The organism is Massilia agrisoli (assembly GCF_020831365.1).
Classification (GTDB): domain Bacteria; phylum Pseudomonadota; class Gammaproteobacteria; order Burkholderiales; family Burkholderiaceae_D; genus Telluria_A; species Telluria_A agrisoli.
The window spans coordinates 417,157-440,296 of sequence record NZ_JAJHPV010000020.1; the positions used below are offsets into that span (position 1 = coordinate 417,157).

General features: G+C 64.1%; 22 protein-coding genes. 13 read left to right on the forward strand and 9 right to left on the reverse strand.

The window, feature by feature from the left end:
- Window positions 1-118: 118 nt before the first annotated feature.
- The 4 genes from LMJ30_RS18550 to LMJ30_RS18570 all read left to right on the forward strand — a co-directional run bounded on the left by LMJ30_RS18550 (window position 119) and on the right by LMJ30_RS18570 (window position 6,421).
- Window positions 119-1,471, forward strand: coding sequence for a cytochrome ubiquinol oxidase subunit I (locus tag LMJ30_RS18550; RefSeq protein WP_229434050.1), 1,353 nt, complete (start codon window positions 119-121; stop codon window positions 1,469-1,471).
- Window positions 1,472-1,480: 9 nt separating this feature from the next.
- Window positions 1,481-2,503 (forward strand): cytochrome d ubiquinol oxidase subunit II, encoded by a 1,023-nt coding sequence (locus tag LMJ30_RS18555; protein ID WP_229434052.1) that lies wholly within the window; start codon window positions 1,481-1,483, stop codon window positions 2,501-2,503.
- Window positions 2,504-2,850: 347 nt separating this feature from the next.
- Window positions 2,851-4,506 (forward strand): methyl-accepting chemotaxis protein, encoded by a 1,656-nt coding sequence (locus tag LMJ30_RS18565; RefSeq protein WP_371873045.1) that lies wholly within the window; start codon window positions 2,851-2,853, stop codon window positions 4,504-4,506.
- Between the two features lie 139 nt (window positions 4,507-4,645).
- Entirely contained in the window at window positions 4,646-6,421 is a 1,776-nt protein-coding gene (locus LMJ30_RS18570; RefSeq protein WP_229433916.1) for a DUF885 domain-containing protein, read from the forward strand.
- Between the two features lie 10 nt (window positions 6,422-6,431).
- Here LMJ30_RS18570 and LMJ30_RS18575 read toward each other — a convergent pair whose 3' ends face one another.
- On the reverse strand, window positions 6,432-7,625 hold the full coding sequence (locus tag LMJ30_RS18575; RefSeq protein WP_229433918.1) for a PepSY-associated TM helix domain-containing protein: 1,194 nt from the start codon (window positions 7,623-7,625) through the stop codon (window positions 6,432-6,434).
- A 188-nt stretch (window positions 7,626-7,813) separates the two neighbouring features.
- Here LMJ30_RS18575 and LMJ30_RS18580 point away from each other — a divergent pair, with 188 nt between their 5' ends.
- The 4 genes from LMJ30_RS18580 to LMJ30_RS18595 all read left to right on the forward strand — a co-directional run bounded on the left by LMJ30_RS18580 (window position 7,814) and on the right by LMJ30_RS18595 (window position 14,750).
- Window positions 7,814-9,904 (forward strand): TonB-dependent receptor, encoded by a 2,091-nt coding sequence (locus tag LMJ30_RS18580; RefSeq protein WP_229433919.1) that lies wholly within the window; start codon window positions 7,814-7,816, stop codon window positions 9,902-9,904.
- A gap of 126 nt (window positions 9,905-10,030) precedes the next feature.
- Window positions 10,031-11,587 (forward strand): ATPase domain-containing protein, encoded by a 1,557-nt coding sequence (locus LMJ30_RS18585; RefSeq protein WP_229433921.1) that lies wholly within the window; start codon window positions 10,031-10,033, stop codon window positions 11,585-11,587.
- Window positions 11,584-12,816 carry a sensor histidine kinase gene (locus LMJ30_RS21895; RefSeq protein WP_229433923.1) on the forward strand — a complete coding sequence of 411 codons (1,233 nt, stop codon included), beginning with the start codon at window positions 11,584-11,586 and terminating at the stop codon, window positions 12,814-12,816. The genes LMJ30_RS18585 and LMJ30_RS21895 overlap by 4 nt, the downstream gene beginning before the upstream one ends.
- A gap of 167 nt (window positions 12,817-12,983) precedes the next feature.
- The gene (locus tag LMJ30_RS18595) at window positions 12,984-14,750 is read left to right on the forward strand and encodes a M4 family metallopeptidase (RefSeq protein WP_229433925.1); all 1,767 of its coding nucleotides are present in this window, start codon (window positions 12,984-12,986) and stop codon (window positions 14,748-14,750) included.
- Here the strand turns inward: LMJ30_RS18595 and LMJ30_RS18600 are convergent.
- Complete coding sequence (locus LMJ30_RS18600) at window positions 14,740-15,474, reverse strand: M23 family metallopeptidase (RefSeq protein WP_229433927.1); 735 nt, start codon at window positions 15,472-15,474, stop codon at window positions 14,740-14,742. The two genes, LMJ30_RS18595 and LMJ30_RS18600, sit on opposite strands and share 11 nt — an antisense overlap.
- 24 nt (window positions 15,475-15,498) lie before the next feature.
- The gene (locus LMJ30_RS18605) at window positions 15,499-16,482 is read right to left on the reverse strand and encodes a L,D-transpeptidase family protein (protein WP_229433929.1); all 984 of its coding nucleotides are present in this window, start codon (window positions 16,480-16,482) and stop codon (window positions 15,499-15,501) included.
- Window positions 16,483-16,577: 95 nt separating this feature from the next.
- Here LMJ30_RS18605 and LMJ30_RS18610 point away from each other — a divergent pair, with 95 nt between their 5' ends.
- Window positions 16,578-16,859, forward strand: coding sequence for a 2Fe-2S iron-sulfur cluster-binding protein (locus LMJ30_RS18610; protein WP_229433937.1), 282 nt, complete (start codon window positions 16,578-16,580; stop codon window positions 16,857-16,859).
- Between the two features lie 8 nt (window positions 16,860-16,867).
- Here LMJ30_RS18610 and LMJ30_RS18615 read toward each other — a convergent pair whose 3' ends face one another.
- Window positions 16,868-17,755, reverse strand: coding sequence for an alpha/beta hydrolase (locus tag LMJ30_RS18615; protein WP_229433939.1), 888 nt, complete (start codon window positions 17,753-17,755; stop codon window positions 16,868-16,870).
- Between the two features lie 225 nt (window positions 17,756-17,980).
- On the opposite strand from LMJ30_RS18615, the gene LMJ30_RS18620 reads away from it, so the two are divergent.
- Window positions 17,981-18,166: a hypothetical protein gene (locus tag LMJ30_RS18620; protein ID WP_229433941.1), complete on the forward strand. Its 186-nt coding sequence runs from the start codon at window positions 17,981-17,983 to the stop codon at window positions 18,164-18,166.
- On the opposite strand, the gene LMJ30_RS18625 is transcribed toward LMJ30_RS18620, so the two are convergent.
- Window positions 18,167-18,850 carry an SOS response-associated peptidase family protein gene (locus tag LMJ30_RS18625; RefSeq protein ID WP_229433943.1) on the reverse strand — a complete coding sequence of 228 codons (684 nt, stop codon included), beginning with the start codon at window positions 18,848-18,850 and terminating at the stop codon, window positions 18,167-18,169.
- A gap of 143 nt (window positions 18,851-18,993) precedes the next feature.
- Between LMJ30_RS18625 and LMJ30_RS18630 the strand changes: the two genes are divergently transcribed.
- A complete protein-coding gene (locus tag LMJ30_RS18630; RefSeq protein ID WP_229433945.1) occupies window positions 18,994-19,149 on the forward strand; it encodes a hypothetical protein in 156 nt (51 codons plus the stop codon).
- A gap of 17 nt (window positions 19,150-19,166) precedes the next feature.
- On the opposite strand, the gene LMJ30_RS18635 is transcribed toward LMJ30_RS18630, so the two are convergent.
- A complete protein-coding gene (locus LMJ30_RS18635) occupies window positions 19,167-19,358 on the reverse strand; it encodes a hypothetical protein (protein WP_229433946.1) in 192 nt (63 codons plus the stop codon).
- Window positions 19,359-19,554: 196 nt separating this feature from the next.
- Between LMJ30_RS18635 and LMJ30_RS18640 the strand changes: the two genes are divergently transcribed.
- Together LMJ30_RS18640 and LMJ30_RS18645 are read left to right on the forward strand one after the other, a co-directional pair.
- A complete protein-coding gene (locus LMJ30_RS18640; RefSeq protein ID WP_229433947.1) occupies window positions 19,555-19,695 on the forward strand; it encodes a hypothetical protein in 141 nt (46 codons plus the stop codon).
- Between the two features lie 79 nt (window positions 19,696-19,774).
- Window positions 19,775-20,137 carry a helix-turn-helix domain-containing protein gene (locus tag LMJ30_RS18645; protein ID WP_229433949.1) on the forward strand — a complete coding sequence of 121 codons (363 nt, stop codon included), beginning with the start codon at window positions 19,775-19,777 and terminating at the stop codon, window positions 20,135-20,137.
- A gap of 92 nt (window positions 20,138-20,229) precedes the next feature.
- Here the strand turns inward: LMJ30_RS18645 and LMJ30_RS18650 are convergent, their stop codons facing one another.
- The 3 genes from LMJ30_RS18650 to LMJ30_RS18660 all read right to left on the reverse strand — a co-directional run bounded on the left by LMJ30_RS18650 (window position 20,230) and on the right by LMJ30_RS18660 (window position 23,104).
- On the reverse strand, window positions 20,230-20,439 hold the full coding sequence (locus tag LMJ30_RS18650; RefSeq protein ID WP_229433951.1) for a hypothetical protein: 210 nt from the start codon (window positions 20,437-20,439) through the stop codon (window positions 20,230-20,232).
- Window positions 20,440-20,569: 130 nt separating this feature from the next.
- The gene (locus tag LMJ30_RS18655) at window positions 20,570-22,207 is read right to left on the reverse strand and encodes a putative bifunctional diguanylate cyclase/phosphodiesterase (protein ID WP_371873046.1); all 1,638 of its coding nucleotides are present in this window, start codon (window positions 22,205-22,207) and stop codon (window positions 20,570-20,572) included.
- 114 nt (window positions 22,208-22,321) lie between these two features.
- Complete coding sequence (locus tag LMJ30_RS18660; protein ID WP_229433953.1) at window positions 22,322-23,104, reverse strand: fused MFS/spermidine synthase; 783 nt, start codon at window positions 23,102-23,104, stop codon at window positions 22,322-22,324.
- Window positions 23,105-23,140 lie beyond the last annotated feature (36 nt).

The window sequence follows — 23,140 nt, forward strand, 5'->3', positions numbered from 1 at the left end:
GAGGGCGGCAGGGTGCGACGTTATGACGCATTCCCCGCGCGCGCGTGAGTCCCTATGATGAAAACGAATCTGGATAAACAGGTCATTTCTCACGGAGAGCGCTGTGGTTGATCCCCTTATGCTGGCCCGCATTCAGTTTGCGGGAAATATCACTTTCCATATCCTGTTCCCGACGATTTCCATCGCATTGGGCTGGGTACTGCTGTTCTTTAAGCTTCGCCACAATAAAACCGGCGACGCAAAATGGGCCGAGGCTTATCAGTTCTGGGTCAAGATATTTGCGCTGACATTCGCGCTTGGCGTGGTATCCGGAATTACCATGAGCTTCCAGTTCGGTACCAACTGGCCGGGCTTCATGGAAACGGTCGGGAATATCGCCGGCCCGCTGCTGGCGTACGAAGTATTAACCGCCTTCTTCCTCGAAGCGACTTTCCTCGGGATTATGCTGTTCGGCGCCCAGCGCGTGTCGAACAAAGTGCATACGATCGCCACCTGCCTGGTGGCGGGCGGCACCACCCTGTCAGCCTTCTGGATCATCGCGCTCAATTCATGGATGCACACGCCGGCCGGCTTTGAGATGATCAATGGCCAGGCCCATGCCACCGACTGGCTGGCGATCGTGTTCAATCCTTCCATGCCATACCGCCTGACCCACATGCTGATTGCGTCGGGCTTGACGGTGTCGTTCCTCATTGCGGGTATTTCGGCTTATCGCTGGCTGCGCCACGATCGCACCCCGGCGGTAATGTCGGCGCTCAAAACCGGTGTCGTGCTGGCGGCATTGCTGATTCCGGTGCAGATCCTCGTCGGCGACATGCATGGCTTAAATACGCTCAAACACCAGCCGGCGAAGGTGGCCGCGATGGAAGGCATCTGGGAAACCGAGCGCGGCGCGCCGCTGCTGTTGTTCGCGCTTCCCGATGCAACGCAACGGACCAATCACTTCGAGCTCGCCGTGCCCAATATGGCCAGCATCATCCTGACGCATGAACTGGACGGCGAACTGCAGGGCGTCAATGCATTCGGCGACAAGCACCCGCCGGTGGCCCCCGTGTTCTGGGCGTTCCGCGTGATGGTTGGCGTGGGCATGCTGATGCTGGCCACCGCGTGGCTGGCCGCCTGGCAGCTGCGGCGCGCCGGCGATGTCAGGCCCTGGGTGGCGCGTGCCCTTGTCGCCATGAGTTTTTCCGGCTGGGTCGCCACCGTGGCGGGCTGGTATGTCACCGAGATTGGCCGGCAACCCTACCTGGTGTACGGCGTCCTCACCACCGCGCAGGCTGCCTCGCCCGTGCCCACGGCAATGGTCGCCGCCACGCTGGCCATGTACCTGGCGCTGTACGCCTCGCTCATCGTGGCCTACGTCACGGTCCTGTTCCACCTCGCGCGCAAGGCCGGAGCGGGGAAGGGGGCCCAGCCCGTCTATCCGGCGCCGGGGCTGCCTGTCCCGCAATCACAACTGGTTAATTTCTAGGAGTCCATGATGCCTGACCTGTCCCAACCCGCCGGCTGGCTGCCGCTGGTGTTCCTCGCCCTGATGGGGGTGGCAATGCTGGCGTATGTCATCCTTGATGGCTTTGACCTCGGCGTCGGCATCCTCCTGCGGCGCGCAGGCGATGATGACAAGGACACCATGATCGCGTCGATCGGCCCATTCTGGGATGCCAACGAAACCTGGCTCGTGCTTGGGGTCGGGCTGCTGCTGGTGGCATTTCCGATGGCGCATGGCGTCATCTTGGGCGAGCTGTATTTCCCCGTCGCGCTGATGCTGTTAGGCCTGATCCTGCGCGGCGTCGCTTTCGATTTCCGGGTAAAAGCGCGGGACGACCACAAACACGCATGGAACATGGCGTTCTATGGCGGCTCGGTGCTGGCCACGTTCGCGCAAGGGCTGATGATCGGGCTTTACATCGTCGGTTTCAATTATGGCCCGCCGCAACTGGCGTTCGCCGTCTTCACGGCGCTAGGCCTGCTCGCCGGTTATGCGTTGCTGGGCGCCACCTGGCTGATCATGAAAACAGAAGGCGAACTGCAACTGCGCGCTGTCGCCTGGGCGCGTGGCAGCGTGCTGCTGTGTGCCATGGGCGTGGCGGCAGTGTCGGTGGCCACGCCCCTGGTAAGCCAGCAGATATTCAACAAGTGGTTCTCCTTCCCGGAGATCTTGCTGCTTGCGCCCATTCCAGCGGTAACAGCCGGATTATTCATCCTCACCTATCTCACTTTGCGCCGGCTTCCGGCTTTGCTCGCCGCCGGCAATCACGCATTCTGCTGGGTACCGTTTGCGGCCACCGTCGGGACTTTCCTGCTGGCGTTTAATGGCCTGGCCTACAGCCTCTTTCCATACCTGCTGGTGGACCGGATGACAATCTGGCAGGCGGCTAGCGCGCCTGAGTCGCTGGAGATCATCCTGGTCGGGGTTGTGGTCGTGCTGCCAACGATTATTGGCTACACCGTCTTTTCGTACCGGGTGTTCTGGGGGAAGGCGAGGGCGCTCAGCTACGCGTGATGGCGGCCGACGTGTTCCAAATCGGTGCATTCCAGCACTAATCCGGTGCGCCGCCACGCGTACCTGAGGGCGCCATACAACACCCTGGCAGAATCGTGACAATGTGCAACAATTCCGCAGCGCAAGATAGTAGTATGGCGTCTCCAGGCCGCAAAAGCGCAAGCAGAGCCGGTCATCAAGGCGCCCGCGCCCGGACCTAACCCCCGTCCACGTACATGATCCTGAAACCGCCGGCCACCAGCCAGCGTGTCTCTGCGCATCCGTATCTCGCGCCTTGCAGTTGCCCGCGCCCGAGCGCGTTGTTGCGGTCGAAATCCTTACTCTATAGGTGCCTCATGTTCCGGAATGTGACAGTCAAAGTCCGCTTTGCGGTTGTCGTTGGTTTGCTCTGCGTTATTGCCGGCGTGATTTCGCTCACCGGCCTGTCAGCGCTGGGCGAAACGAACAAGTCAATCGAGACGATCTACAAAGACCGCCTGGTCGCACTTGGCCAGCTGCACAGCATGCTAACGCTCAACCAGCAGAACCAGCTCTCCGTGGCCAAGAGCGTCCTGCTGACCGGCGACCAGCAGCAGGAAGAGGCGCGCCGCGTCACCGAGCGTATCGAAGCCATCAACACGTTGTGGAAAGCGTACAGCATCACCTACCTGACGCCGGAAGAAAAAGCGCTCGCCGCACAGTTTGCCGAAGCGCGCGCGAAGTTTGTGGCGGGCAGCCTAACCCCGGCCCTGGCGGCCATGCGCGCTGGCGATACGCTCGCGCTCCAGGCGATCGTGCAAGGCCCGATGGCCGAGCTGTCCGCGCCGCTTGGCAAAGTGATGGAGCAACTGGTGAGCCTGCAGCTGGCGATCGGCGAACAGGAATACGCCGCATCGCAGGAACGCTATGAAGCGTCGCGCATCCTTTCCATTTCGCTGACGATCATCGGCGTGCTGGCAGGTGTTGCGATCGGCGCGTGGATTATCCGCAGCATCACCCGTTCGCTGCATGGCGCGCTGGTGATTGCGCAGAGTGTGGCGGAAGGCGACCTGACGGCGGAGGTTGCGGTCGACGCAAACGACGAAGTTGGCCGCCTGGTGGCGGCGCTCAAGCAGATGCAGGGCAGCCTGGTCGGTATCGTGCATGAAGTACGTAGCGGCACCGACACGATCGCCACTGCGGCAGGCCAGATTGCCGCCGGCACCCTCGACCTGTCGAGCCGCACCGAGGAGCAGGCAAGCTCGCTGGAAGAAACGGCGTCGTCGATGGAGGAGCTGTCCTCGACCGTGCGCCAGAATGCCGACAACGCGCGCCAGGCCAACCAGATGGCCGTATCGGCTGCGGCAGTGGCCGGCAAGGGCGGGCAGGTGGTCGCGCAAGTGGTCGAGACCATGGGGGCGATCGATAATTCATCGCGCAAGATCGTCGATATCATCGCAACGATCGATGGCATCGCCTTCCAGACCAATATCCTCGCCCTGAATGCCGCCGTCGAGGCAGCCCGCGCGGGCGAACAGGGCCGTGGTTTCGCCGTGGTCGCCAGCGAAGTGCGCAATCTGGCCCAGCGCTCGGCCGTCGCCGCCAAAGAGATCAAGTCGCTGATCGCTGATTCGGTACAGCAGGTCGACACCGGCAACAAGCTCGTTGCCGAGGCTGGCGCGACGATGACCGAGGTGGTCGACAGCGTGCGCCGCGTCACCGACATCATGGCCGAGATCATGGCGGCAACCCAGGAGCAAAGCGCTGGCATCGAGCAGGTCAACCAGGCCGTCGGGCAGATGGATGAAGTGACCCAGCAGAACGCGGCGCTGGTGGAGGAGGCTTCGGCCGCCGCCGCGTCGATGGACGAGCAGGCCGCGGGCCTGCTGCGCGTGGTGAGCGTCTTCAAGCTCGCTGGCAAGCCTGAAGCCGCTGCCGCCAAGAAGCCGGCGCCGGCGGTGCGCAAGCCGCAGCCGAAAGCGGCGCCGCTGCGTGTTGCGCCGCGGGCAGCGCTTGCCACTGCATCGGACTGGGAAGAATTCTGAAATAAACCACCAACAACCGGCGCGAGCCGGTTTTTTTATGCTGGTTGCGCACCCGCGCATTCTTTGCCTGCCATTCCGATTGCTTCTATACTTCCCACCAGTTTCAAATTCGCATCCTCACACAACGAAAAGGAATTCAATGTCGACATCGAATCTCAAAGTCCGCGCGCTGGTGAGCGGCTTGACGCTGGCGCTGCTGTCGCTGCCGGTTGCCGCGGCCGAACTGCCATGGGTTACCAAGAGCAATGCCAACGCCAAGCTGCTGCTGAATGTGGTTGCCAAGTATTCGCCCGAGGGGGCCAGCCAGCTGGGCGTGGATGGATTCGACGAGCAGATCACCGACCTGTCGCGCGACCTGTACGAGCCAAGCAACAAGGACCTGCGTGGGGTGATCGCCGAACTGGAAAAGCGCCTCAAGGCGGAGACCGATCCAAAGGTGAAGCAGGACCTGGAAATCCTGATCGGCAGCGCAAAGGACCAGATGCGCTCGAACAGCCTTGACCGTAAATACTTCATGCCGTTCAACGACCTGACCCAGACGATTTTCGGCGTGATCCGTTCGACCCTGGACCCGCGCATTCCGAAGGAACGCCAGAAAACCTTGCTGGTCCGCCTCGAGAAATATGCCGGGCTGGCAAAGGGCCACCGTCCGGCCACCGAACTGGCCAACGAGCGCTTGCAGGAACGCCTGAAGGCAAACAAGAACCTGCTGGGGCCGTACAAGGGCGAAGTAGAGCAGGCCATCAACAACAGCCCGACCCTGATCGCGGGCATGAAAGACCTGCTCGCCAAGAGCGACCTGAAAGGCTGGGAAGCAAGCTTCGCCGTGCTGGAAAAGCAGCTGACGCAATACAACGCGCAGGTGAAGTCGCAGATCTTGCCGCGCGCGCGCCTTGACCATCGCTTGCCGGCCGAGGTCTACGCAAACAACCTGAAGCAGTTCGGCGTGGACATTCCGCCGCAGGAACTGATCGCCAAGGCGCTGACCTCGTTTGCGGAAATCCGCAACCAGATGAACATCACGGCCGGTTTGATCGCGCGCGAGCGCAACTTGCCGAACGCGGATTACCGCGCGGTGATGCTCGAACTGAAGAAAGAGCAGATCCCGGCTGAAAAAGTGATGCCGCTGTACGCCGAGCGCCTGGCCCAGATCGAAGACGCGGTGCGCAAACAGGACATCGTCACGATGCCGTCGCGCAAAGCCCTGATCCGCCTCGCCAGTGCAGCCGAAAACGCCCGCAGCCCGGCGCCGCACATGAACCCGCCACGTTTGATCGGCAATACCGGCGAGTACGGCGAGTTTGTCCTGACCACCGGCATGGCGCCCGACGCCAGCGGCAAGTCGCTGGCCTTTGACGACTTCACCCACCAGGCCGGCACCTGGTCGATCACGGCGCATGAAGCACGTCCCGGGCACGAGCTGCAGTTTGCCAAGATGATAGAAACCGGCGTGTCGACGGCGCGCGCGGTATTCGCCTTCAACAGCGTCAACGTGGAAGGCTGGGCGCTCTATGCCGAGGCGGAAATGCAACCGTACGAGCCGCTCGACGGCCAGCTGTTCGCCCTGCAGGCGCGCATGCTGCGCGCGGCGCGTGCTTTCCTCGATCCGATGGTCAACCTCGGCGAGATCTCGCCGGAAGGCGTGAAGGGTTTCCTGATGGATGAAGTGGGCATGTCCGAAGGCATGGCAACGCAGGAAATGCAGCGCTACACCTTCCGTTCGCCGGGCCAGGCCACGTCGTACTTCTACGGCTACCAGCGCCTGATGGAAACGCGCCAGGCTGCCGAGGTTGCCTTGCGCAAGAAGTTCAACCGCAAGGCCTTCAACGACTTCGTGCTGGCCCAGGGACTGGTTCCGCCGCAACTGCTCCGCAAGGCAGTGATGCAGGAGTTTGTACCAGCCCAGGGTAAGTGATTCGGGCGGCTCAGGCTGCGACCGCGGCAGCTTGCTTGCGGCGCGGCGCCTTGGCAGGCCTGCGCAGCTTGAGCCACACCACCAGCCCGGTAACGAAGAATGCCAGCGGCACCAGGCCGAACAGGCTGATGAACACCCGGCCAGCGGTGCCGAACGCTTCGCCGGTATGCAGCGGGAACAGCCAGCTGATGAATTTGTCGCCGCCGGTTGCACGCACCGGGTCGATTACGCGCAGCACGGCGCCATTGCCGGAGTCGATGCTGATGCGGGTGGCCCCCGGGCCCATGCGCAGTTCGCCGGGCTGGCGCACGCGCGCCTCGAATGGCTGGTCGGGCTTGGCCGGGAACGACAGGCGCGAAACCCTGCCGTTGGGAAATTCGGCCTGGGCGGCAGCGACTGCCTCGGCAGCGGAGACGCGCGACCCGGCCTCGCTCTTGTTCGTCAGTTTTCCGTTTGGCGATACGTGGGACACGGCCTTGATGGCCGGTGTCACCCAGGCCGGCATATTGAAATAGACGCCTGACAACGCGGTCACCAGCAGCACCGGCGCGGCAAAGAACCCGCCCGCGCGATGCAGCTGGAAGCTGAACCGCGGCCACGAGCCGCCATGGCGCACGGTGATCGCCTTCCAGATCGCCGCCTTTGCCATCTTCGGCCACCACAGGATGATGCCGGTGATCGTCATCAACAGCAGCGATACCCCTGTCACCGCAATCACCACCTTGCCGACCTCGCCTGCGACCAGGTAGCGGTGGATGTGGAACAGGGTGGGCATCAGGAGCGGGCGCGACAAGCCTGCCTCGCCCCAGTTGCGTTCGCCCAACACAACCAGCCTGGCCGGATCGACCATCACCTGGCGGGTGACCGCCTGGCTCCACGGCGCCGCGCCGGCAGCCGGGGCAGGGCGGTACCACGCCACAAAGACGTCGCCGGCGCGTTCGGGCAGTTCCAGCATGCTCGGGCGGCCATATGCCGGGTTCGCCACCAGCGTGTCAGTTGCCGCCTGCACCAGCGCCGCATCCACCTTGAAAGGATCGCCCGCGCGCATGTTTGCCGGCGGCGCGACCTGCAACAGGCCCGGATTGAGCATGCTGTCGAGTTCATGGATCCAGCTCAGCAGCGAGCCGGTCAGGCCGAGGACGACCAGGATGGCGCCGAAGACGAGGCCGGTCCACAGGTGTAGGGTGCGGAGGAATTGTTTCATAGTGCAATTTCAGGTCAGCGAAGCGACAGTATAAATGAGAATAATTCTCGATACGCTTGATTTATCAAATAAGAATCGTTATCATTCGTATTGTACATTGCTTAACGGCAAATGCCGTTTTTTTCATCAAGGATATTTGCCGCATGACCTCTATCAAGCCTCTCTCCCGCGCCGTTGCCGCAGCATGCATGACCATGGCAGCCAACGCCTTTGCACAACAGGCAGTCGCCACCGAAGAGGGGCAGATGGCGGAAGTCGTGGTGACCGCCACGCGCGGTGAAAAAGCCGTCGACAAGATCCCGGGCGCCATTTCCGTGATCAGCCAGCAGGACCTGGCGGCCCAGTACCTGATCGCCGACGATCCGTCGCAAGCGCTGTCGACCTATATTCCCGGCTACGCGCCGAGCCGCCAGAAGATGACGTCCACCGGCGAATCGCTGCGCGGCCGCCAGCCGCTGATCCTGCTCGACGGCATTCCGCAGTCGAACCCGCTGCGCGCCGGCATGCGCGAAGGCTACTTCGCCGACAGCTTCATCATCGAGCGCATCGAAGTCATCAACGGCGCCTCGGCGGTGCAGGGCATGGGCGCGACCGGCGGCATCATCAACTACATTACCAAGGCGCCGCGCACCAACGGCACCACCCATGGCGTCAACCTGCGCGCCTCGACCCAGTTCCGCTCCGATAATCTGGACTGGAAGACCGGCTACTCGATCAGCCACAAGTCGGATGCCTTCGACTTCCTCGGCTATGCGGCCATCCAGCGCCGCGGCATGAGCTACGACGGCAACGGCCGCCGCCTGGGCATCGACACCGTCCAGGGCGATACCCTCGACACCCATGGCAACGACCTGTTCGTCAAGGTCGGCAAAACCTTTGGCAACCAGCGCCTGCAGCTGTCGCTGAACCGCTTCAACCTCGAAGGCGACGGCGACTACAAGAACGATCCGGGCAGCGTGGCCGAAGGCGTGCCGACCAGCTCGCTGCCGGGCACCCCGATCGGCGAAGCGCCGCGCAACAAAGTGCGCAGCGCCAGCCTGGATTACCGCCATGCCGACCTGGCTGGCGGCATGTTCAGCGCCCAGCTGTTCGGCCACCAGTTCGAATCGCTGTACGGCGCCACCAAGGTCGCCACCTTCCAGGACACCCGCATCGCGCCATCGGGCACCCTGTGGGACCAGTCGCAGATCCTCGCCGACAAGCTCGGCTCGCGCATCACCTATGTGCGTCCGGATACCTTGATTGCCGGCCTCGAGGCGACGGTGGGCGTGGACGTTTTGCGCGATGAAACCGAACAGCGCCTGGCGATCACCGACCGCACCTGGGTGCCGCTGCTGAAGTTCAATTCGACCGCGCCGTTCGCCCAGCTGGAGTACGAGTTCGGCCCGGTCACCGTGCGCGGCGGCGTGCGCCATGAGATCGCCGAGCTGGACGTCGACACCTACACCACGCTGGCCGCCTATGGCAGCCAGACGGTGCAGGGCGGCTCGGCCGAGTTCTCGGAGTCGGTCAAGAACATCGGCGCGGTCTGGCGCTTCGCGCCGCAATGGTCGGCGTTTGCCGCCAGCTCGGAAGGCTTCGGCGTGCCGGACGCCGGCCTGGTGCTGCGTGGCGTCAACAAGCCGAACCAGTCGGTGTCGAACCTGATCAGCCTGCAGCCTATCGTGACCCGCAATAACGAAATCGGCGTCAACTGGCGCGGCGAGAAGGGCCAGTTCGGCATCTCGCGCTACGATTCGCGCTCCAAGCTGGGCAGCGTAATCCGCATCACTTCGGCCGGCGTGGGCCTGGTCGAGCGCGTGCCGACCACCGTCAAGGGCTGGGAAGTGAGCGGCGAGTGGCGTCCGACCCGCGCGGTCAGCGCCTTCGGCAGCTACGCCAAGACCGACGGCAAGACCGCCGCCACCCAGGGCGCGCCGATGGACATCGCGCTCGGCGCCCGCTCGCAGGGACCGGACAAGGCCGTGCTGGGCACAAACTGGAAGTGGATGCCGGCGTCCAGCCTGCGCCTGCAAGCGACCCACCTGTTCGACCGCGATATCAATATCGGCCGCATGGTCGGCACCAGCCGCCTGGAAGAACACTTCAACGGCTACACCCTGGTCGATGCGGCGGCAACCTGGGACACGCGTCATGGCAAGATTGGCGTGAGTATCGAAAACCTGCTGGACAAGCAGTATGTCGGCTACTATTCGCAATCGGCGGCGGCAACCGACCCGGGAAATACCTACGCCGGGCGTGGCCGTACCCTGGCAGTCAACTTCAGCAAGACCTTCTAACACCCATTTGCACAGTTGCAATGTAACGTGACGCACATAACGAAGTAACACGTTACACTGTTGGCTCATGCGCCGTGAATGAATGACGGCCCAACAAGAACATCATTATGTGCGAAAGAGGCAACTGTGGACACGCTGGTAAAGACGGGCATTATTGGATTGGATGAGGTGTTGCTGGGCGGGATCCCCCGTAACAACAACCTTATCGTCGAGGGAGCCCCGGGCTCCGGCAAGACCACCCTGGGGCTGGGTTTCATCTACGCCGGCGCCGCCCACTACGGCGAGCCGGGCGCCATCATTTCCTTCGAGCTGGACCCGCAGAAGCTGCTGCGCGATGCGGCCGGTTTCAACTGGCCAATGCAGGAGCTGATCGACCAGGGCAAGATCAAGATCATCCAGACCAGCCCGGCGGTACTGCTCAACGAATTCCGTTCCTCCGACGGCGTCCTGACCAGCGTGCTGCAGGAACTGGGTGCCAGGCGCCTGCTGATCGACGGCCTGACCCCGATCCGCCTGTATGCCGAAGTGCATGACATTCCTTTCCGCGAAGACGTCCACCTGCTGATCGAAGGCCTGACCCGCCTCGGCGTCACCACCATGGTCACCGCCGAGCAGGACGAGGGCACCAATGGCGTCTATCCGCACGAGCGCTTCGTGTTCGACACCATCATTTCGCTGACCCGCGAAGAAAAGCAGCGCCGCGTGCACCGCCGCCTGACCGTGCTCAAGTCGCGCGGCCAGGAATTCATCGGCGGCAGCCACACCATGCGCATCGAAAAGGATGTTGGCATCCACGTCTACCGCCGCGCCCAGTCGCGCCCGGTCACGTCGGACGACCAGCCAACCTCGAGCGAGCGCCTGTCGACCGGCTCCAACACCATCGATTGCATGATGGATGGTGGCATCTACCAGGGTTCGGTCACGATGGTCACCGGCATTTCCGGCACCGGCAAGACGGTGTTCGGCGTGCAGTTCCTGACCTCGGCCATCAAGGCGGGCCACAAGACCTTGCTGGTCAGCCTGGACGAGCACCCGCGCCAGCTGATCCGCAACGCCAGCTCGCTCGGTTTCGACCTCGAAGGCCATGTCGCCGCGGGCGAGCTGTTCATCCACTACGAGTCGCCGCTGGAACTGGAGCTGGACGTGCACTTCGACCGCATCATCAAGCTGGTCGAGGAGCACGGCATCGACTGCGTGGTGTTCGATTCGGTGGCGGTCTACGAAATGACCAGCCGCGAGGAAGTAGCCGACTACCTGTACGCGCTGGCGACCTTCTTCAAGGACCGCCTGGCGACGATCCTGTTCAACTACGAAAGCCCGGAACTGCTGGGCATTTCGCAGATCAGCGAGGAGCTCAAGGGTTCCCACCTGGTCGACAACATCATCTTGCTGAATTACGTAGAGATTTCGACCCAGCTGCGGCGCGCGATCGCCATTCCAAAGGTGCGCGGCAGCCGTATCCACCAGGTCACGCGTGAATATGTGATCGGGGAGGGCGGCCTGCTGCTGATCGACGAGGAAACGGCAGACGAACCGGGCAGCGTGCCGCAATTGCCGTTCTCGTCGTACTACGGCCTGCTGTCGCGTTCGCCTTCGCGCACCGGCCCCAGCATCGAGGTGGCGGTTGCCCAGGGAAAGAAGCTGCCCGAGTCGCCTGAGTTGCCTGTAGAACCAGCGTCGTGATCAGCGTCCACGCAAACGGCGAACCGGTAGTCGACTGGGATGACTGGTCGGGGCCGTTGCGCCAGTTTGCCCACGCGTCGGGGCTGGTGGTGTCGGCCTACGACGGCCACGCCAGGCGCCAGATCGGGCCGCTTCATGCGACCCGCACCGCGACCTTGCTGGCCGGCTCGACCTTGTGGCGCGACGGCGGGCCCGGCAGTTTGCTGGAACAGGAACTGGCGATCCAGGTGCTGGACCACGGCGCCGCCGTGTCGGCGTCCTTTTGCGACGCCTTGCGGGTCTGCGCGATGCCGCTGACCCGCTTCGGCAAGACCTATGGCGTGGTGGTGTATGGCTGGACCTTCCGTGATTTCAGTTCGCCCATGGCGTGCGACCGCATCGGCCGCCAGGTCGGCTTGCTCGGCCACGTGCTGTGGGGCGAGGTGCGGCTCGAGTCGCCGGTTTCCGACGCCCGCATGACGGTGCTGACAGCCTTGCTGCGCACGCTGGTCGATTCGTCCGACCGCCACCGCGAGGCGATTGCCGAGGTCAACCGGGTCAACCGCGCCCGCGAACAGTTTTTGGCGACCGTGTCGCACGAGATGCGCACGCCGCTGGCCGCGCTGTCGCTGCGCCTGGAGCTGATGCAGCGGACCATGCCCGACCTGCCCGAGGCCGCCAGGGCCAGCCTCGGCATGATGCGCAAGCACGTGGCCCAGGAAACCCTGATGGTCAACGACCTGATCGATGCCTCGCGCACCCTGACCGGCCAGATGTCGATCGAGCGCCAGCCGGTGTCGCTGGGGCAGGTGCTGCACGACGCGGTGTCGACCGTCGAAATCAATGCCCACGACAAGCAGGTCACCCTGCAGGTCACGCCGGCCGACTACGCCGCGCGCGTGGTGATCGAAGCCGACGCCCAACGCCTGCAGCAGGTGGTGTGGAACCTGCTGCTCAATGCCGTCAAGTTCACGCCGGAGGGCGGCCGCATCGTGCTGAACGTGCGCCAGGAGCCGCGCCATGTGGTCATCGACGTGACCGATTCGGGGCAGGGCATCGAGGCCCACGACCTGCCGCATGTGTTCGGCGCCTTCAACCTGCAAAAGCAGGGCAATGACTCCGGCCTCGGGCTGGGCCTGTACATCGCCCGCCACATCGTCGAACTGCACGGCGGTACCATCACCGTCAGCAGCCCCGGCCCCGGCTACGGCGCCACCTTTTCGATCCGCCTGCCGCTGACGGCGGCGTGAACCGGCCACTGTTTTTTCCTCCCTTGTAATTCGTTGTGATCGCGCAAATCGCGCAACAGCTGAGCCAGCCCGGTTTTTGCGGCGCGGCAAATCCGACTATCCTGTCTCATCCAATATGCCAGAGAGCCCGGCGCGATTGCGCGGCCAGCTGACTATTGGAGACCGATATGAAGATCAACAAAACCCCGGTGGCTGCGGCAATCTGCGCGCTGGCCTTCCATGCCGCGGCACCGGCGCTGGCGGCCCCCCTGATGATGAGCGCGCCCGTCGCCATCGACGCCCAGGCGGCAACGGCGCTGGTGTCCAAGCTGGCGGCCCACCGCAGCCTGCAGGGCCTCGACGCCGACCATGGCTATGTCGTCACCAACCAGCATCCCGGCGTCGAAGGCACCACGGTGGCGCGCGCCAGCCATACCTACAAGGGCGTGCGCGTGTTCGGTTCCGAATCGGTGGTGGTGGTCAATGCGGCCGGCCAGATCCTCAACGAGTCGGTGTCGGACCGCCGCCTGTTCCTCGGCCGCGGGCCGGCCAACAAGCTTGGGGCGGTCACCGCCAACTTCAGCGTCAGGCCGGCCATCACGCCGCAGGCGGCGATCGCCGTGGCGGTGAAATCGACTGCACCCAAGGGCAAGCCGCTGGTGGCGCCGACGGCCGAACTGATTGTCTACCCGATCGTCAGGACCGAAAGGGTGCCGGCTGCGCTCAGCAAGCCCGAATCGGAGCTGAACGCTTTCGACGTCGAGGAAGTGGTGGCGGGGTATGAGCTGGCTTACCTGGTGCGCACCCGCATGGTGGTCGGCAACCAGCCGTATTACCACGACACCGTGGTGAGCGCGCGCGATGGCCGCATCATCCACCAGTGGAGCATGCTGCAGACCACGGCAACCGGCGTGGGCAACAGCCAGTACAACGGCGTGGTGCCGCTGTCGACCACCCAGCAGGGCGACACCTACAAAATGGTCGACCCGCTGCGCGGCAAGGGCGGCCTGCACGGCGGCCTGGCGGTCACCAATGCCAACCACGGCACCTCGGCCGGCGAACTGTACGCGCACTGGAGCAATACCTGGGGCGACGGCAAGCAATTCGTCGAAGGCGGCAGCACCACCGGCGCCAACGGCCAGACCGCGGCGGTCAACGCCATGTGGGGCCTGATGAATACCTACGACATGCTGAAAAACGCGCTGGGCTGGCAATCGCTCGACGGCCAGAATAATTCGACCTACATCGCGGTGCACGTCAACACGGCCTACGACAACGCCTACTACAGCGACACCTGCAAGTGCATGTTCATCGGCGACGGTTCCAGCTTCAACAACCTGGGCTCGCTCGACGTGGTCGGCCATGAGATGGGGCACGGGGTGACCGCCGCCACCTCCAACCTGCTGTACTTCGGCGAGTCGGGCGGCCTGAACGAGTCGGCCTCCGACATCGCGGGCGAAATGGTGGAAGCCTACGCGCGCGCCGGCGGCACCGGCGCCGAGATACCGGCCAGGGGCAATGACTGGATGATGGGAACGGAGATCAGCAAGTCCAACACGCCGCTGCGCTGGATGTTCAAGCCCAGCAAGGACCGCAGCAGCCCGGACGCCTGGAGCAGCAGCCTGAAGCGGATCGACGTGCATTACAGCAGCGGGCCGAACAACCGCATGTTCTATTTCCTGGCGCAGGGCTCGAACGCCGACAAGGCTAGCGAGCACTACAGCAAGTACCTGAGCAAGGAGCCGCTCGGCATGACCGGCATCGGCAGCGACAAGGCTTACCGCATCTGGTTCAAGGCGCTGACGACGAAATTCACGGCGGTGACCAACTACGCCGACGCGCGCAACAAGATGCTGGCGGCGGCGCAGGAACTGTACGGCATGGACAGCAAGGAAGCCATCGCCGTGCAGCGCGCCTACGCCGCGATCAACGTCGGGCCGGACGTCAGCGAGTAACTGCCGCGGTCGCGGGAGCGGGCGCCGGGTCACCCATCAGCGGATACGGGTTGACCGGCGTTCCCTTCCACCACTGCTTTTCCGGTGTCAGCTCGAACACCGCGAAGTGCAGGTGCGGGCCGTTCGGGTCGGAATTGCCGGTCACTCCCACGTAACCGACCAGGTCGCCGCGCTTGAGGACGTCGCCTTCCTTGATGCCATCGGCGTAGCGGTCCAGGTGCGCGTAGTAGTAGGCATAGGTCTCGGTCGGATCGAACTGGTAGACCGTCAGGCCGCCTTGCTTGCTGTTGAACAGCTTGGCCACTTTCCCGTCCGCCGTCGCGAACACCTTGGTCCCCTTGGGCGCCATGATGTCGAGCGCCTCGTGGGTACGGTCCTCGCCGCGCGGCTGGTTGTAGTTGTCCGACAGGTCGGCCGCCTTGATGCCTTCCACCGGGATCATCAGCCTGGCGGCAGCCGTCTGGGTGACGCCGTCGACCCTGGCGATCGCCGCGGCTTCCGACGCGGCCGGGCGGATCGGCAGGTCGGCTTCGGTCAGGTCGGTGGGGATGTCGGGCGCGCCCGGCAAGGCCGCGGCCGGCACCGGGACCGGCGCCGCCGGCGCGGTGGCGGCGGGAGGGACGACGACCGGCGGCGGCGCTTCGGTGCCCACCTTGCGCAGGTAGATGAACAAGGCGATCACCCCGAGCAGGGTGCCACCGATAAACGTCAGGATCCACTTCATGCTCGTCACTCCGGTTGGGTTGGCTTACTCTTGCAGTTCGACTGCGGTGCCGGCCGCGACCGATTCGCCCAGTGCCGCGACGCTCCAGTTGGTCAGGCGGATGCAGCCATGCGACTGGGTCTTGCCGATGGTGCCCGGGATCGGGGTGCCGTGGATGCCGTAGTGTTCCTTGGACAAGTCAATCCATGCCACGCCGACCGGGTTGTTCGGGCCCGGCTGGATCTTGGCCTTCTTGTCGCCCGGCTCCGCGTCCCAGAACAACTTTGGGTTGTAGTGGTAGACCGGGTTCTTCGAGATGCCATTGACCTTCCAGGTGCCGATCGGCAGCGGGTCGTTTTCACTGCCGGTCGAGACCGGGTACTGGGCGATCGCCTTGCCGGCCGTATCGAACAGGGTCAGCGTGCTGTCGGACTTGTCCACCACGATCTTGCCGGCCTTCGGCAGCGGCGCCAGGCCGGTGACATTCGGCACAACGATCTGTTCGCCGGCGCGGAATTCCTTGCCCGGGTTCAGGCGCGCCAGCAGTTTCGGGCTGGCGTGGAATTTTTCGCCGAGGGCTTCGGCGGCGCTGGCGAAGCCCAGCGCCGGCAGCTTGGCCTTGTCGGCCATATCTTCCGGAATTTCCTGGAACGGACCGGCAACGTCGGCGTCCGTGATGGTGTAGTTGACCAGGGCAGGGCCCTTGTCGGCGTTGAGCGCATCCCAGGTTTTGGTGTCGATCATGCCGCTGGGCTGCAGGCCGCGGGCCCTTTGGTAACCGGCCAGCGCGCGGCGCATGTTGGAACCGTAAGCGGCGTCGATTTCGCCCGGCGAGAATTGCGCGCGGTCGAGCAGGATCTGGGCGCGCAGCATGACCGCGCTGGGCTGTTTGGCCTGGCTGGCCAGTTTGCCGGCCGAGTTGACTGCGTCCGCCGTCAGGCCGGGAGCAGGCGCTGCGGGGGCGGCGTAAGAAGTGGACAAGGCGGCGGCGACGGCGGCGCCGACGGCAAGGTGTGCGAATTTTTTCATGGGGCTCCCGAACTCAAATGATGCGATGAGTCAAGAGTAGTGCTGCGGGGATAATAGGGTCTGTGCGGTACCGTACTCATTGCTAGAATATCCACATGCGTTCCAGTCCGGCCTATCCCATCCTCCTGCAGCCATCCGGCGCGGCGTTCACCGCTGGCCCCGGTGAAACCTTATTGGCCGCGGCCGAGCGGGCCGGCATTGCCATGCCCAGTTCGTGCCGCAATGGCAGCTGCCGCACCTGCCTGCGCAAGGTGGTTGAGGGCAAGGCGCGCCACCTGGTCGACTGGCCGGGCCTGTCCGCCGAGGAAAAGCGCGACGGCTACATCCTGCCCTGCGTGGCGGTGGCCGAGAGCGCGCTGGTGCTGGCCGCGCCCTGAGGCGCCGCTCAGCGTTCCAGCGCGGCGCGGATGAGCGGCAGCACCAGTTTCCAGGCGGGCGAGCTGGCGGCGATTTCGTCGTAGTGGCTGGCGCCCGGCAAGATCACAACGTCGGCCTGGTCGCCGGCCTTGCGTGCCCGCGCCGCGTAGTCGTGGGCCGCGCGCGGCGGCGAGATGGTGTCGAGCTCGCCGGTGACCAGCACGGTGCGGCTGCCGTTCGGCATCAGCTCGGCCGCATTGGTGTCGGAGAACACGTCGGGCCGGGCTGCCGATGGCAGGCCTGCCAGTTCCGCGGTGTCGCGCCCGCAGCTTGATTTGATCAGGCCTTTCTCGTTGCGCAGGTCGGCCAGGCCGCCCAGGCTGATGATCTCGCGCACCGGCAGCGGGTTCGGGTGGAACAGCGGACTCGTTGGCGCGATGCGGCTGCGCCCGGCGATCCACTGCACCAGCTGGCCGCCGGCGGAGTGGCCCATGGCGACGATGCGGCTGGTGTCGAGCTGGTAGTTGGCCGCTTCCAGCGCCAGTTTGTCGAGCGCGGCGTTGATGTCATGGTAGGTGCCGGGATAGCCGCCGCCTTCTTCATCAGACCTGCGGTATTCGACGTTCCACACGGCGATGCCTTCGGCGGCCAGCGCGCCGGCCACATTGCGCATCTGTTCGATGCCGCCGAACTTGATGGTCCAGCATCCGCCATGCACCAGCACCACCACCGGGAACGGTCCCTTGCCCTGCGGCCGGAACAGCTCGGCAAACTGCGACGGTGCGCTGCCATAAGCGATGCGCGCCGTCGGCGCGGGGCCGGACAGCTTCAGGTAATCGTCCAGGGTCATCGGTGCGGCGACGGCCGCGCTGGAAAACAGGAGGGCGGGAAGCAGGGCGCGCAGGCGGTCGGTCATCGGGCATGGTCCATGTGTGAAAGGTGCTGAACTATACCCAGATTCGCGGCAAAAGTGCTAGCGGCAGCAGGCCCGGCAAGGCCGCGCACGATTGAACAGCGCGTACCGACCGTTCAGATCTTCCATGCTAAGGTGACAAAAAACGTGCCCGCAGACAGGCCCTGTCGGGGCTCGCGGCGCGGCGCGCTTTGCTTATTTTTTGCCACCCACAACAAGGAGCACATCATGACCCAAAACAAATCGACCGGTACCCAGAACCAGCAGTCGGCCCATGAGTCCGAGGACGAGGCAGCGAAGAAGCGCGCCGGCGTCAACACCGAAAAAAGCAGCCATGACCACATGAGCCGCGAAAAGGCCGGCAAGGATGAAGGCGCCGGCGGCGGCGCCAAGCAGAAGCAGAACCACCGCTAATCACAAGGGCAGGTCGAGCTGGGCCGCCAGGTGCGGCCCCTCGTTCGTCGAGCGCCCGACTTCGCGGCTGACCGCATGCCACTCGAATTCATCCGGCCCCAGCGCCACCGAGCGCACCAGCTGTTCGGCCGCCTCGGCCGACAGGGCGGGGTCGAGCCACAGCTTGGCGTCCCCGGCCGACAGCACCACCGGACGCCGGTCGTGCACGTCGACCATGCCTCCTTCGGCGTCCGCCGTAACGATCACGAAGCCGGCCTCGCAGGCATTCTCGCGGCACGGCCCGGTGGCGGCAATCGCCGCCATGAACAGCGGCTCGCGCGTCTTCCGGTGGATATGCCAGGGTTGCTTCTTGCCTTTTTCGCCGGTCCATTCGTACCAGCCGTCGGCAGGGATGATCGCGCGCCCGGTGCGCACCAGCGGCGACCAGTAGCGGTTGGAGATTTTCTCGATGCGCGCGTTGATCGCAATGGGTACCTTGCCGACCGCCCACGCTGCGCGGTAGCCCCAGAACCAGTCGTCGATCACCAGCTGGTCGTCGACGATGCGCATCAGGGGGCGGTAGGTGCCGGGCGAAGCGTTATAGCTGGGCGCGGCCTGGCTGGCCACGAACGGATTCTGTTGCGGCCATTGCATGGCGGCGAGGTATTCACTGGCGCTGTGGCTTTGGTCGAGGCGTCCGCACATGCGGTATCCCTTTGTAATAAGTCGGTGACACGAAACGATACCCGAAAACCGCGCGCGCTTCCCGGCCCCAACTCGAAGTTGATTTTCGATAAGGCCGGCAGGGCGCGCTTTGCTACGATTCTTCTTCCGTTGAAAGGTAGATCATGAGTAAGACTTTCGCGCAGCAGGCGCACTCGACCCCCGACCCTGACATTCCGCCGGAGCCGAAGCCGACCCCGGTTCCGGATGACGTTCCGGCGCCGGCCAACGCCCCGGTCGAGGAGCCGACGTTTCCGGAGCCGCCGATCAAGGCGGCTTGAACCCCGGTGGGGGCGGCTTACGGTTGGCCGGTCCCTCGGTTCCTGGAGGCCTCATCGCCGGCCGGTGCCGATGGCGGCAGTGGCGGAATCTGGCGGATCATCTCTTCGGTTTCAGCGTGGCCAGGCGATTTTTCGCCGCTGCCGATGTCGGCTTCCTCGGTCATCGGACGGGCTGCGGCAGGATCGGATTGTGGTTTGGTTGCGTTCATGGGGGCTCCGTTGCAAGTGTTGTATTTGAGTCCATCGTATCAGTCGCGCTGCGCGTCCGGCGCGCAGTATGGGGGGCAACATTTTGTGTTGCCATGCGGATACAAATGTTGCAATTTGTGTCCGGCGTCACATGAAAAGTTTTTAGGCCATTTTTATAATGAATCATCGTTTGATTCATAGTGCTGAGGGGAGAACATGATGGGCAATTCCTTACACAACAAGATCCACCTTGGGCGCACCTCGGTGCTGGAATCGGCGCGCTGGCGTGTGGCGCTGGTGTTTGGCGCCTGCCTCGGCATCGGCCTGGCCTGGCTGGCGCTGCGGGCCCTGGGCTGAGCACCCGGCGTTTCGGCTTGCCGCGCACGGGCTGCGCGGTTACCATGTGGGCCGCCTGGCTTACTTGGAAATTGCTGCAATGAAGAATGAAAAACTGACTACCGACGAATACGACGCGCTCGACTTCATCCGCCGCGGCGCTTCGCATGACAAGGTCAACGCCTGCGTCGGGCGCAACGCCAAGCGCCTGTCGGGCATCAAGCTGATCAAGTACGAGCGCAACGGCAAGGTGCAGCTGACCGACAAAGGGCAGGAAGTGCTGTTCCTGCGCCGCTGCGTGGAAACCCTGCGCGCCCTGGCCGCCGATCCGGCTGCCGCGGTCGATGCCGACGTCCAGCTGTTCCTCGGCAAAAAGTCGCACATCGCGCCGCGCGAGGAAGGCGGTTTTACCCTGACCGACAAGGGCCGCGAATCGCTGGCCGACATCGACGCCCAGGCCTGAGCGCCGCGCCCGTCAAACCCCCGGACAAAAAAGAGACGCCGGGACCTGCCCCTTTCGGAGCCGGTCCCGGCGTCTTTCTTTACTGCGCCGGTTTAGTGCTTGCGCTTGACCGGGTAGGCCAGGGCGCGGATCGCTACCTCAGGCGGGACGTTCATCGCCGACAGGAATTCTGCCGCCTTCTGAAGCCCCAGCGTCGGTATTGCCGCTATTGCCTGGTTCACTACGTCGCGGGTGCGAAAATCAGTACGGATGTGTGCGCTGCCTTCTTCGGCGGCGCCGTTGCTGTTCATCTCTGAGCTCATGTTTTTCCGTGTTGGTCCTGCTCGCGTTGCACTTTGGCATCAGCCGCTGTGACATTTCGTGATTGTACGCAAACGATGTCGATGTGACCACAACAAACTTAACTAAAGATAACTTTTTTTCGCAATTATTTTAGTCCGCACTTGCCGCCAGCAGGACCTGGTCATCCGCCAGGTTATTGTGCTCGCGCAAAAAGCGTTCAAATTCCTGGGCGGGGAGGGGGCGGCTGACGTAATAGCCCTGCATTTCGTCGCAACCGTGGCGGCGCAGGTAGCCGAGCTGTTCTTCGGTTTCAACGCCTTCGGCAATCACCGAAAGTTTCAGGTTGTGCGCCAGGTTGATGATCGATGCGACCAGTGCCGCGTCATTGGCGTCGCGCGTGATGTTGGTGACGAAGGAGCGGTCGATCTTGAGCACATCGATCGGGAAGCGCGACAGGTAGGACAGGCTGGAGTAGCCAGTGCCGAAGTCGTCGATCGACAGGTTGACGCCGATTGCCTTCATGCTGTGCAGCAGTTCGACGGCGAGGGTAACGTCGCTCATGAACAGGCTTTCGGTCAGCTCGATTTCCAGGCAGTGCGCATCTAGCCCGCTGTCCTCCAGCACGGCGCGGATGTTGTCGAGCAGTTCAGGCGAGCCGAACTGGCGCGCCGACAAGTTGACCGCCACCCGCAGCGCGCCCATGCCGGCATCTTGCCACGCGCGGTTCTGCAGGCAGGCGGTACGCATCACCCAGGCGCCGATCGGCACGATCAGGCCGGTATCCTCGGCCACGCTGATGAAACGCATCGGCGGCACCATGCCCAGTTCGGGATGCTGCCAGCGCAGCAGCGCTTCCATGCCGACGATCTTGCCGCTGGCCAGGTCGACCTGCGGCTGGTAGTGCAGCACGAATTCGTCGCGTTCGAGCGCCTTGCGCAGCGCGCTTTCGATGCGCACGCGCTCCTGCGCTTCATCGTTCATGGCAGGCGTATAGAACTGGAAATTGTTGCGGCCCAGCTTCTTGGCGCTGTACATGGCGATGTCGGCGTGTTCGATCAGGCTGTCGGCAAGCGCGCCGGCGGTCGGATACACGGCCACGCCAATGCTGCAGGTCACCGAGTACTCCTTGGCGCCCAGCAGGACTGGCTGGGCCACCGAGTCCATCAGCTGCTGCACCAGGTGCGGCCCGAGCTGCTGGGCCGGGTGCTGGCTCATGATCACCACGAACTCGTCGCCCGACAGGCGCGCCACGGTGTCGCTGTCTTGCAGCGCCGAGCGCAGGCGCGCGGCGACTGTCATCAACAGGACGTCGCCCGCCTTGTGGCCCATGCTGTCGTTGACATACTTAAAGCGGTCGAGGTCGATCAGCATGACCCACAGCGGCTGGCCGCTGCGTTCGGACGCGCCGATCGCCAGGCTTAGCTGGTCCTGCAGCAGGCTGCGGCTGGGCAGGCCGGTCAACACGTCGTGCTGGGCGATATGGTGGATGCGCTGCTCGCTGGCCGAGCGGGCCTTGGCGTCGTCGGCAATGCACTGGTGGGCGCGCTCCAGTTCTGCGCTGCGCTGGTCGAGCAGTTGTTGCAGGTGGCGGGCGCGCTGCGCCAGTACCCGGAGCGCCGCGATGGCGCCGGCGCCAATTGCAATGGCCAGGCCCAGCAAGATCAGCGGCAGCTGGCGCGCATCGGGCAGGCCGGCAGCAGCCAGCAGGGAGGCGGCGTTGGCCGGTCCGCCGGTGAAGGTCAGGGCCGCCGCGGCAGTAAACGAAAGTGACAGGCGGCGGTGCAGCAAATCGGTGGTTCCTAAAGTGCAAAATGGACGCAATGGCGTGCCGGGTGTGAAAAGCGTGCGCCAGTGTGTCACAAAAACCATTCTCATCGCAAATTTTATTGCTAGGTATTTACTTCAAGTTGTCGTTAGGAAAGTAACCACAATCCGCGCCAACAGGCGGTTCAGCCATCCCGCGCCCAGCCCGTTATGCCGCGCCACCAGGCGCTGCGCGCGCAGCGAACGCGGCGGCGCGCCGGCAAGCGGCGCCTTGACGGCAAACAGGATGCGGTTGTTGCCCGCCACCTTGTCGAAGCGGCATACGCGGTCGTCGAACGCCAGGCGCAGGCGTTCGGTCATGGCCGCGTAATGCGAGTCGTAGCTGAAGATATTGGCGACCATCACGCCGCCGTCGCGCAGGGCACGGCGGCAGTCGGCGTAAAAGCGCGCGCTGCCCAGTTCCGGCGGCAGGCCCTGTGCGTCGAACCCGTCGACCACCAGCACGTCGGCGCTGGCGGGCATGCAGGCCAGGTAGCTGGCCGCGTCCGCATGGACGACCTCGAAACGCCAGTCGTCCGGCGGCACGTGGAACTGGCTGCGCAGGGCAATGACATCGGCGCGCACTTCGACCACGGTGATGCGCGCCTGCGGAAAATGGCGGTAGCAGAACTTGGCCAGCGAACCGCCGCCCAGGCCCACCATCACAATATGGCGCGGGCGCGGCACGAACAAGGCAAAGCACATGATCGCACGGCAGTAGGCCAGCACCAGGGCGTCGGGGTCGGACAGCAGCATCTCGCTCTGCACTTCGCCGGGCGCAAATTCGAGCGTGCGGCGGCCGCCGCGGGTGGCGACGATGGGCGCGGCGGGCAGCGAAAAATCGGTGGGCGGCATGGCAAAGGATACCTTGTTGATAAGCATGGGTTTCTGATAAGCTCTGCGGGCAGCCACTCGGAG

Bases quoted from the DNA above. Each gene is read 5' to 3' on its own strand.
- LMJ30_RS18635 (WP_229433946.1), bottom strand. From the start codon at position 19,358: ATGAACGCAACCAAACCACAATCCGATCCTGCCGCAGCCCGTCCGATG.
- LMJ30_RS18555 (WP_229434052.1), top strand. From the start codon at position 1,481: ATGCCTGACCTGTCCCAACCCGCCGGCTGGCTGCCGCTGGTGTTCCTC.
- LMJ30_RS18570 (WP_229433916.1), top strand. From the start codon at position 4,646: ATGTCGACATCGAATCTCAAAGTCCGCGCGCTGGTGAGCGGCTTGACG.
- LMJ30_RS18650 (WP_229433951.1), bottom strand. From the start codon at position 20,439: ATGAGCTCAGAGATGAACAGCAACGGCGCCGCCGAAGAAGGCAGCGCA.
- LMJ30_RS18605 (WP_229433929.1), bottom strand. From the start codon at position 16,482: ATGAAAAAATTCGCACACCTTGCCGTCGGCGCCGCCGTCGCCGCCGCC.
- LMJ30_RS18615 (WP_229433939.1), bottom strand. From the start codon at position 17,755: ATGACCGACCGCCTGCGCGCCCTGCTTCCCGCCCTCCTGTTTTCCAGC.
- LMJ30_RS18630 (WP_229433945.1), top strand. From the start codon at position 18,994: ATGAGTAAGACTTTCGCGCAGCAGGCGCACTCGACCCCCGACCCTGAC.
- LMJ30_RS18620 (WP_229433941.1), top strand. From the start codon at position 17,981: ATGACCCAAAACAAATCGACCGGTACCCAGAACCAGCAGTCGGCCCAT.
- LMJ30_RS18600 (WP_229433927.1), bottom strand. From the start codon at position 15,474: ATGAAGTGGATCCTGACGTTTATCGGTGGCACCCTGCTCGGGGTGATC.
- LMJ30_RS18610 (WP_229433937.1), top strand. From the start codon at position 16,578: ATGCGTTCCAGTCCGGCCTATCCCATCCTCCTGCAGCCATCCGGCGCG.
- LMJ30_RS18645 (WP_229433949.1), top strand. From the start codon at position 19,775: ATGAAGAATGAAAAACTGACTACCGACGAATACGACGCGCTCGACTTC.
- LMJ30_RS18595 (WP_229433925.1), top strand. From the start codon at position 12,984: ATGAAGATCAACAAAACCCCGGTGGCTGCGGCAATCTGCGCGCTGGCC.
- LMJ30_RS18660 (WP_229433953.1), bottom strand. From the start codon at position 23,104: ATGCTTATCAACAAGGTATCCTTTGCCATGCCGCCCACCGATTTTTCG.
- LMJ30_RS18625 (WP_229433943.1), bottom strand. From the start codon at position 18,850: ATGTGCGGACGCCTCGACCAAAGCCACAGCGCCAGTGAATACCTCGCC.
- LMJ30_RS18575 (WP_229433918.1), bottom strand. From the start codon at position 7,625: ATGAAACAATTCCTCCGCACCCTACACCTGTGGACCGGCCTCGTCTTC.
- LMJ30_RS18550 (WP_229434050.1), top strand. From the start codon at position 119: ATGCTGGCCCGCATTCAGTTTGCGGGAAATATCACTTTCCATATCCTG.
- LMJ30_RS18580 (WP_229433919.1), top strand. From the start codon at position 7,814: ATGACCATGGCAGCCAACGCCTTTGCACAACAGGCAGTCGCCACCGAA.
- LMJ30_RS18640 (WP_229433947.1), top strand. From the start codon at position 19,555: ATGATGGGCAATTCCTTACACAACAAGATCCACCTTGGGCGCACCTCG.